Annotated in this window: 1 protein-coding gene; it reads right to left on the bottom strand. The window is 55.3% G+C overall.

The window, feature by feature from the left end; all coding sequences use genetic code 11:
- A partial coding sequence (locus tag SB822_RS60870) for a hypothetical protein (protein ID WP_410859625.1) occupies window positions 1–237 on the bottom strand: 237 nt, incomplete at both ends.

The following is a 237-nucleotide window of genomic DNA, read 5'->3' as shown; positions in this document are numbered from 1 at the left end:
CTCCAGGAGCTTCGCGATATGGGCAGCCGAAAACCCTTGTTTGGTCAGCTGCCTCACTTTGTCCCGGCGGCTATCGGATGCAGGCGGAGCGACGGGAGCCGGCACGCTCTCCTGTTCTGCTGCTGGAGCATCCGTTGTTTCCCGTTGTGTCATTTTCGCTTCCGCCTGTTCCAAACGGTCCATCAATTTATCATATAAGGCATCGTTTTCATGCTCGACGGCTGTAATGAATTCCGC

Origin of the sequence: Paraburkholderia sp. SIMBA_054 (assembly GCF_046534875.1) — a bacterium.
Classification (GTDB): Bacteria; Pseudomonadota; Gammaproteobacteria; order Burkholderiales; family Burkholderiaceae; genus Paraburkholderia; species Paraburkholderia hospita.
This window is presented reverse-complemented; position numbering and strand designations above follow the sequence as displayed.